7 protein-coding genes are annotated in these 9,197 nt (G+C 70.2%); all 7 read right to left on the reverse strand.

Annotated elements, in window-relative coordinates; translation table 11 throughout:
• Nucleotides 1-34: 34 nt before the first annotated feature.
• Complete coding sequence (locus ACIP67_RS15275; protein ID WP_401691997.1) at nt 35-1,339, reverse strand: ABC transporter ATP-binding protein; 1,305 nt, start codon at nt 1,337-1,339, stop codon at nt 35-37.
• Nucleotides 1,336-2,430, reverse strand: a complete 1,095-nt coding sequence (locus ACIP67_RS15280; protein WP_401691999.1) for an ABC transporter ATP-binding protein — start codon at nt 2,428-2,430, stop codon at nt 1,336-1,338. Before ACIP67_RS15280 ends, ACIP67_RS15275 begins: the two co-directional genes overlap by 4 nt.
• Nucleotides 2,427-3,434: an ABC transporter permease gene (locus ACIP67_RS15285; RefSeq protein ID WP_401692001.1), complete on the reverse strand. Its 1,008-nt coding sequence runs from the start codon at nt 3,432-3,434 to the stop codon at nt 2,427-2,429. Before ACIP67_RS15285 ends, ACIP67_RS15280 begins: the two co-directional genes overlap by 4 nt.
• 82 nt (nt 3,435-3,516) lie before the next feature.
• The gene (locus tag ACIP67_RS15290; protein WP_401692003.1) at nt 3,517-5,274 is read right to left on the reverse strand and encodes an ABC transporter substrate-binding protein; all 1,758 of its coding nucleotides are present in this window, start codon (nt 5,272-5,274) and stop codon (nt 3,517-3,519) included.
• Nucleotides 5,275-5,342: 68 nt separating this feature from the next.
• Nucleotides 5,343-6,341, reverse strand: coding sequence for an ABC transporter permease (locus ACIP67_RS15295; protein ID WP_401692006.1), 999 nt, complete (start codon nt 6,339-6,341; stop codon nt 5,343-5,345).
• A 497-nt stretch (nt 6,342-6,838) separates the two neighbouring features.
• Nucleotides 6,839-7,636, reverse strand: a complete 798-nt coding sequence (locus ACIP67_RS15300) for an enhanced serine sensitivity protein SseB C-terminal domain-containing protein (protein WP_401692009.1) — start codon at nt 7,634-7,636, stop codon at nt 6,839-6,841.
• A 126-nt stretch (nt 7,637-7,762) separates the two neighbouring features.
• On the reverse strand, nt 7,763-8,569 hold the full coding sequence (locus ACIP67_RS15305; protein ID WP_401692011.1) for an enhanced serine sensitivity protein SseB: 807 nt from the start codon (nt 8,567-8,569) through the stop codon (nt 7,763-7,765).
• Nucleotides 8,570-9,197 lie beyond the last annotated feature (628 nt).

Genomic DNA, 9,197 nt, shown 5'->3' on the forward strand with positions numbered 1-9,197 from the left:
TACATTGCAAGGCGGGGGCTCGGCACTGCGCTGCTTATTTCTCCTTGGAGGGAGAGTCCTTAGTGGTGGGCGACGGGGCGGGAGACCCCTCCTCCGGGCCCTCCCCGGCCGCCTCCTGCGAACCGGCCCCGGCCGCCTCCTCCGAACCGGCCCCGGCTGCCTCCTCCAGGCCCTCCCCGGCCGCCTCCTCCGTCAGTGAGGCCACCGCCGCCGACGTCTCCGCCGACTGCGCGAGCACCTCGTCGGCCACCAGCTCCGCCGCCTCCTTCGCGGCCGTCAGCAGGACGGTGTCCTGCGGGGCCTGGTCCGCGAAGTTCTCCGGGTGGTGGCAGGCGACCTGCTGGCCGGGCCGCAGCTCCACCAGCCTGGGCTCGGTGGTCCGGCAGATCTCCGTCGCCTTCCAGCAGCGCGTATGGAAGCGGCAGCCGCTGGGCGGCGAGATCGGCGAGGGCACGTCACCCCGGAGCAGGATCCGCTCGCTCTTGGCGTTGCGGCGCTTGGGGTCCGGGATGGGCACCGCCGACATCAGCGCCTTGGTGTAGGGGTGCATCGGCGTGCGGTACAGCAGGTCGCGGTCGGCGAGCTCCACGATCTTGCCGAGGTACATCACCGCGATCCGGTCGGAGACGTGCCGGACCACCGACAGGTCGTGCGCGATGATCACGTATGTGAGGCCGAGCTCCTGCTGGAGATCGTCCAGCAGGTTCACCACCTGCGCCTGGATCGACACGTCCAGCGCGGACACCGGCTCGTCCGCGACGACCAGCTTCGGGTTGAGCGCGAGGGCGCGGGCGATGCCGACGCGCTGGCGCTGACCGCCGGAGAACTCGTGCGGGTAGCGGTTGTAGTGCTCGGGGCTGAGGCCCACCAGCCCGAGCAGGCGCTGGACCTCCTTCTTGACCCCGCCCTCCGGCTCGACGCCCTGGAGCCGGAACGGCGCCGAGACGATGGTGCCGATGGTGTGCCGGGGGTTCAGCGAGCCGTACGGGTCCTGGAAGATCATCTGCACGTCCCGGCGGAGCGGGCGCAGGCCCTTGGTGCCGAGGTGCGTGATGTCGGTCCCGTCGAACTCGACCGACCCGCCGGTGGGCTCGATCAGCCGCGTGACGAGCCGGCCCATGGTCGACTTGCCGCAGCCGGACTCCCCGACGACACCGAGGGTCTCTCCCCTGCGCACCTCGAAGTCGATGCCGTCGACGGCCCTGACCGCCCCGACCTGCCGCTGGAGCAGGCCCTTCTTGATGGGAAAGTGCTTGACCAGGCCCTCGACCTTGAGCAGCGGTTTCTCGTCGTCGGTCCGCGGGGCCGGCACGGCGGCCCGGGTCTCAGTCTCGCTCACAGATTCGGCGCAATCTCTTCGGTCCAGATCCGCGTACGGTCCTCGGGCGAGAGGTGGCACGCGGTGAAGTGCCTGCTGCCGACCTCGTGCAGCTCGGGCCGTTCGGTGCGGGTGATCCCGCCCTTGGGGACGTCGGCGTACGGGCAGCGCGGGTGGAACGCGCAGCCCGGGGGGACGTTGATGAGGCTGGGCGGCTGGCCCTTGACCGGGATGAGCCGGTCGGTCTGGTCACGGTCGATGCGCGGCATCGAGCCGAGCAGGCCCCAGGTGTAGGGGTGCTTGGGTTCCTCGAAGATCTGGTCGACCGGTCCGCGTTCCACACAGCGTCCGCCGTACATCACGAGGATGTCGTCGGCGATCTCGGCGACCACGCCGAGGTCGTGCGTGATGATGACGACCGCGGAGCCGAACTCCTTCTGGAGGTCCCGGATGAGGTCGAGGATCTGCGCCTGGACGGTCACGTCGAGCGCCGTGGTGGGCTCGTCCGCGATCAGCAGCTGCGGGTTGTTGACCAGCGCCATCGCGATCATCGCGCGCTGGCGCATACCGCCGGAGAACTCGTGCGGATAGCTGTCGACGCGCTTGTGCGGCTCGGGGATGCCGACGCGGTCGAGGAGTTCGACGGCGCGCCTGCGGGCGGTCTTCTTGTCGACGTCGTGGTGGACGCGGTACGCCTCCACGATCTGGCTGCCCACCGTGTAGTACGGGTGCATCGCCGACAGCGGGTCCTGGAAGATCATCGCCATGTCGCGGCCCCGCAGCCGGCGCACCTCGTCGGGGCTCGCCGAGACGAGTTCCTTGCCGTCGAGCCAGATCTCGCCGGACATCCGCACGTTCTTGCCCCGGTTGCCGAGGCGGTGCAGGCCCATGACGGCGAGCGAGGTGACGGACTTTCCGGAGCCGGACTCGCCGACGATGCCGAGGGTCCTGCCCTTCTCCAGCTGGAAGCTGAGCCCGTCGACGGACTTGACCAGGCCGTCGTCGGTCGGGAAGTGCACCTTCAGATCGCGCACGTCCAGGAACGCGCGGTCGGCGCCCTCGGCGCGCACGGGCTCGCCCACGGCGGCCCCGGTCTTGGAAACGTCGGTCACGAGAGCCTCACCCGCGGGTCGACGGTGGCGTACAGCACGTCCACCACCAGGTTGCAGAGCACGACGAAGAAGGCGGCCAGCAGGGTGACGCCCAGGATCGGCGGCAGGTCGTTGTCGGTGATGGCGGCCACAGCGTACTGGCCGATACCGGGCAGGGAGAAAACGGACTCGGTGATCACGGCGCCGCCGAGCAGCAGGCCGATGTCCATGCCGAAGACCGTGACGATCGGGGTGAGCGCGGCCCGCAGGCCGTGCTTGAAGACGACCTTGCGCTCGCCCAGGCCCTTGGCCCGGGCCGTGCGGATGAAGTCCTCGCTCATGGTCTCGAGCATGCCGGACCGGGTGAGCCGCGCGTAGACGGCGGAGTACAGCAGTGCCAGCGAGCACCACGGCAGGAACAGGGTGTTGGCCCACTGCGACGGGTTCTCGGTGAACGGCACATAGGTCCGCCCGAAGATGCCCAGCTCGTAGCTGAAGACGAGCAGGGCCAGCTGGCCGGTGAAGAACATGGGGAGCGACACACCGGCGAGCGCCACGCCCATCGCGGTCCGGTCGAAGAACGAACCCGGCCTGAGCGCCGAGACGACACCGGCGGCCACACCCGAGACCAGCCACAGCACGGCGGCGCCCGCGGCCAGCGAGACGGTCACCGGCAGCCGGTCGACCAGCTGCGGCCAGACCTCGACGTGGTTCTTGAAGGAGTAGCCGAAGCAGGGCACCCCGCAGTCGGCCGTGGTGGGGCCGAGGTTGTAGGTGGCGCCGGAGACGATCCCCTTGATGAACTCGAAGTACTGCTCGTAGACCGGCTGGTCGAGCCCGAGGTTCTGCTTGACCGCCAGGATGTCCTCCGGCGAGGGGTTCTTTCCGATGTACTGCGCGGCCAGTTGGTCGGGGCTCTGCCCGGCCAGTCTCGGCAGCAGGAAGAAGATGCCGAAGGTGACCGCGGTGACGACCAGCAGCAGGATCACTGCCGCGATCGTCCGGCGGATGATGTACGAGATCACGGGGACCGGCGCCGGCGCCCGCGGACCGTCCGGCCCGCGGGCGCCAATGCCTTCACCTGCCTTCCAGGGCTTCTGCTGCGCGCTACTTCTTGGTCGTACCGAGGTTCAGGGCGTCGTACTGACCGCTCCAGGCGGCCGACGAGACCACGTTGGTGGCGTACGGCGAGCGGTACAGCAGGACCTTGAAGTAGGTCAGCGGCACGATCACGGCGTCGTCCATCGCCTTCTTGTCGACCGCGGTGTAGGCGGCGTTGCGCGCCGCCTCGTCCGGGTTCAGGATGGCCCCGTCGAGCAGCTTGTTGACCTCGGCGTTGTTGTACGCGGAGAGGTTCGTGTTGCCGGACGAGCTGATCGCCTTGCCGTTGAGGATCTGGTTCAGGTAGCCGTAGCCGGTCGGCCAGTCGGCACCCCACTGCATCATGATGATGCCGATGCCCTGCTTCTTGGCGAACGCCGGGACACCCGCGTAGTCCGTGAAGTACTTGCCGGACGGGTACTGCTTCAGCTCGGCGTTGATGCCGACCTTCTTCAGCGAGTCGATGATCGCGGTGGCCGCGTCGACCTCCTGCTGGCGGTCGCTGCGCGCGGAGATGTAGGTCTTGAAGCCCTTCTCCTGGCCGCAGGCCTTCAGCTGCTCCTTGGCCTTGGTCGCGTCGCCCTTGTTGCCGGCGGTGGCGTAGGTGTCGTACTTCTGGTAGCCGGTGACGTCCGTCGGGAGGACGGTCGAGGCGATGTCACCGCGGACCGGGCCGCCCTGCGCGGTCTGCACGGCCACCTTGTCGATGGCGTACTGCACGGCCCTGCGGCACTCGACCTTGTCGAACGGCGCGACCTGGGTGTTCAGCGCCGCGTAGACGAGCCGGCTGCCGTAGGTGTTGTCGGTGTTGGCCTTGAGGTCCGCGTCGGCGAACAGCTTGGCCTGGGTCTGGGTGTCCACACCGCGGCCCGCGAGGTCGACGGTGGTGGTGCCGTCGATCAGGTCCTGGTCGATGGTGGCCTGGTTGACCTTCAGGTTGACCACGATCTTGTCCGGGTACTGCTTGCGCAGCGGGTCGGTCTTGGCGTCCCACTGGTCGTTGCGGACCAGGGTGGCCGACTTGCCCTCCTCGTAGCTGGCGAACTTGTACGAGCCGGAGGAGACGATGTTCTTGACGTAGTCGATACCGGTGTCCTTCGCCTGCGGCACGGGGGCCGTCTGCGGCGTGGTGACCAGGTAGTCGAAGTCCATGAACGCTTGCTTGAGCTTGAAGGTGATCGTGTACTTGTCCGGCGTCTCGATGGACGCCAGGCCCTTCGCGCTCTTGTCCTTGTACGGGCCCTTGTAGCTGTCGCCGCCCGCGAGGTACGTGGCGAAGTAGTTCGGGCCGAGGGAGAGCACGTCACGGGCGAAGTTGGAGCGCTCCACCGCGTACTTGACGTCGGCCGAGGTGATCTCCGTGCCGTCCTGGTACTTCACGCCCTGGCGGATCTTGTACGTCCAGGTCTTGCCGCCGTCGGACGACACACCCTTGGACTCCGCCAGGTCGGGCACGACCTCGTTGCCCTTCTCGCCCGGAGCCGGGTTGAAGGTGAGCAGCGGACGCGCGTAGAGCCGGCTGAAGTTGTACATGTACGCGTAGTACGTGTTGCCCGGGTCGAACGAGTCCGGGACGTCGGACATCGCGTAGGTGACCGTGCCGCCCTTCTCCGTCGAGGCGTTCACGACCCCCTTGGTTGCGGCGTCGGCGGCGGCCTTGTTGCCACTGTTGTCACCGCTGCCGTCGTCGGCCTTGCTGCAGCCTGCCAGGAGCAGCCCAGCGCTGCTGATGGCCGCGACTACGGCCAATGCTGACCTTCGCATGTTGGTCGCATTCCCCTTCGTAGGTGGACACTTGGAATGGACGCGGACACCGTCCGCGACCGCAGACGTCAGCGGCTGCGGGGATCGAGTGCGTCCCGGAGGCCGTCACCGAGGAGGTTGAAGGCCAGCACGGTGATGAAGATGGCGAGACCGGGGACGATCATGTACTGCGGATCGACCTGGAAGAAGTCGACGGCCTGGTTGAGCATGCCGCCCCACGAGGCCTGCGGGGGCTGGATGCCGACGCCGAGGAAACTCAGTGAGGCCTCGAAGAGGATGTTGGTGGGGATCAGCAGCGTCGAGTAGACGATGATCGGCGCCACCAGGTTGGGCAGCAGCTCCTTGAACAGGATGTACGGCCCGCCGGCGCCCATGCCCCGGGAGGCGTCCACGAACTCCCGCTCGCGCAGCGCCAGCGTCTGGCCGCGCACGATGCGGCCCATGTACGGCCAGTTGAAGAAGCCGATGACGAAGATCAGCACGAGGATGTGCAGCGGAAGGCCCTCGAGCCCGAACGCGCCGCCCTGGAGCGTCGCCGAGATGGCGATGGCGAACAGCAGCAGCGGGAAGGCGAGGAAGGTGTCCATGAGACGGCTGATGACGGAGTCGACGCGTCCGCCGTAGAAGCCGGCGACGAGGCCGAGGACGGTGCCGATCACGTTGGACAGGATCGTCGCACCGAAGGCGACGACGAGGGAGACCCAGGAGCCCTCGAGGATGCGGGCGAGGATGTCGCGCCCGAACTTGGGCTCCACACCGAGCGGATGGTCCCAGCTCATGCCACCGAAGTCCCCCTGGGGAAGGGTGGTGTTGGGGTCGATCAGGTCCTGGTGGAAGGCGTTGGGGTCGAGGCCCAGCAGCGCCTGGAGCGGGCGCGACAGGGCGGCCGTCAGGATCAGCAGCACGACGATGACGCCGCCGGCCACCGCCGCCTTGTCCCGCTTGAAGCGGGTCCAGGCGATCTGTCCGAGGGAGCGGCCCTCGATCTGCCGGGACCCGGCGCCCGCCGGCACGGCCTCGGGTTGGGCCTCGGCCTGCGATCCGGTGGTGTCGATCGGTGCCGTCACAAGTGCCCTGCCCCTTCTCGCCGGCGGTGACCGGCCTTCATACCGCCGCTGTCGGCGCTGTGATTCGCTTGCGTGCTGCGCGGCGGCCGCAGGTGGTACGGCTCAACTGCCCAGCCGATCCCCGGACGGGTGTGCCTTCACAGGATCGACACGGCCTCGCGTCTGAGAGGCGAGTCTTCAACGCGTTCGTGATCACGCGCCAGATCTGTCGACGAAAGTATGCATAACCGTGATGCCGACATGGGGAATCCGTTATCCGAACGCGGCGCGCCGCCTTCCGGAGAGGCAAGGACCCAACATCAGTGCGACACACACGAGTTGACGGACCACTCAACGTGACGGACGTCCGGTCGGCGACGCCGTCGCGACAGGGACGGCGAACTACGCGAAACGGGCGGGTCATCGGATGATCCCGTGTGGCCACGGCCCGGAGGAGGTACTACCGCGACCGGCTCCGGGGCGGGCCCGACCCGCCGGTCGGACACGGGGGGTGACGGTCAGTAGGGGCGCGGGCCCGGGTAGCCGTATCCGGTGGCCGGGGCCTGGGCGGGGGCCGCCGGGGCGTGGGCCTCACGGTCGTAGAACGGACGGGAGTGGGCGCGCATCCACATCACGACCGGGTCGTAGTCGTCGCTCATGGCGACCGTCGACACCGGCAGCCCCTCCGGCACGGCGCCGATCGACTGCTGCATCATCGCCCGCACCGCGTCCACCGCCGGCGGGGAGGTGTCGTACACGTCGAGGCCCAGGGCGAGGTAGGGCGCGCCCAGCGCGGGCTGCACCCAGGCGCGGCGCAGCGAGCGCAGGGCGGGGGTGCGGTGGGCGTTCTGGGCCAGGAGGGCGTAGAACTGCGGGATCTCGATGGCGGGTTCGGACAGCCGCAGGGGTCCGGCCGGCTGGCGCTCCAGGCCGGTGGCGATCCGCCGCAGATCGAGCCAGGGGATGCCGACGCCGCCGCCCGGGGCGTGCGGGTTCAGCCAGAGGCCGTGGTGGTCCGGGTAGAGCGTGCGCGCCACGTCCAGGCCGTCGACGACCTCGTACGACCTGTTCCAGCCGCTGGCGGAGAGCTCCTGGGCGGAGGTGACGCAGGGGGCGTAGCCGTGGCCCTCGACCTCCATGGTGCCGTACTGGGCGTCGGGGGAGCCGGCCTGTCCCTGCCACAGCAGCATCCAGACCTGGCCGGTGGTCGGTGTCGCGAGCGCGCGCAGGAGCGCCTCGTAGGCGTCGTAGCGCCCGGGCGTGACCTGGCGCAGCATGTGCTCGACCTGCCCGGCCGCGATGCCGCTGGCGCTCACCTGTACCGCCCCTTCTCTCGGTTGCCCCGCGTCGGAGACCAGCTTAGGCGGCTCCGCCGACAACGGACGCCCACCGAGGGGTGGGTTGTTCGTCGCCGGCGGTCGCGGGGGTGCCCGGACGGGCTGTCACCCGGCCCTGGTGTAGAAGGGGCGGACCCGTTCCTTCATCCACCGGCCCACCGGGTCCTCCGTCACGTCGAGGAGGACTAGGTTGACCGGCCACTTCGGGGGGACTGCGCCCAGGGCCCGGCCGAGGGCCTCCAGGGGCACCGCCCTCAGGTCGCCCTCCCACACGGAGAGTTCCACGCCGACGAACATGACCGGGTCGGCCGTCTCGATGGCGGCGAGGCAGCGGCGGGCCGTGAGGACGACGCCGGTCGCCTCGAACTCGGCCGAGGCCGCGGTGAGGAAGTCGACGGGGTCGTCCTGCCAGTCGGGCTCGAAGAGGCGGACCCGGCCCCCGCTCGACGGGCCGTCCAGCGGGGTGCGCACCACGCGGCACAGCTCGGCCACGGCCGGCGGGGGCAACGGCATGCCGACGACGCCGTCCGGGTTCAGCGCGATGCCCACCTGCGGCGGCAGCCCGCGGGCGAACTCGACGGCCGGCGCGATCGTGTACGACATGTGCGAGCCGACGACCTGGCGGAACTGCTCCTCCGAGCTGAAGACGGGCACGAAGGCCTGGCCGTCGAGTTCCAGCGTGGGCAGGTCGAGGGGGCCGCTGTGCGGGCCGCCGCCACTGGGCAGCGGGATCCACACGAAGCTGCGGCCGAGCACCTCCACGATCCGCCCGCCGGCCTCCGGCACGCCGAGGGAGGCCGAGAGCACCTCCTCCAGCTCGTTGCCGGGCCATCCGCCGTGCGACGGGGGGTGCGCCTGTGCCGGGAAGTCCGCGAAGTGGTCCGCCGGGAAGTCCGCCGGGGGGAAATCCATCTGTCTACCGCCTGCTGGGAACCGCTGCTGGGGCTGAAAGGCTAGCGGGTACCGGCAGCGGGCCCCACCGCCGCGGCGCGGTACCCGACGGGCCCCTCGGCCACAGCCCGCGGCGCGGTGCCAGAAGGGCACCCCCGGCCACAGCCCGCAGCGCGGTGCCAGAAGGGCACCCCCTCGGCCGCTGCCCGAGCCCGCGGCTCCTGACCAGCGGGGCCGACCGAGGCGGGAGGCCGAGGCGGCAGGCCGAAGCGGGACGCCGAGGCGGGAGGCCGAGGCGGGAGGCCGAAGCGGCAGGCCGAAGCGGGAGTGAGACCCCACGCCACCCGAGCAGGACCCGGGCCCCCGTCCGGCGCCCCGCGCGGGCTGCCGCCCCGGACGGACGGGGCGCCGGGCCCGGGTCGTACGGCCGACCCGGCGGGACCGGCCGAGGCGGCAGGCCGAAGCGGGACGCCGAAGCGGCAGGCCGAAGCGGGACGCCGAAGCGGCAGGCCGAAGCGGGACGCCGAGGCGGCAGGCCGAAGCGGGACGCCGAGGCGGCAGGCCGAAGCGGGAGTGAGACCCCACGCCACCCGAGCAGGACCCGGGCCCCCGTCCGGCGCCCCGCGCGGGCTGCCGCCCCGGACGGACG

Origin of the sequence: Streptomyces sp. NPDC088812, from assembly GCF_044750285.1 — a bacterium.
Taxonomy (GTDB): domain Bacteria; phylum Actinomycetota; class Actinomycetes; order Streptomycetales; family Streptomycetaceae; genus Streptomyces.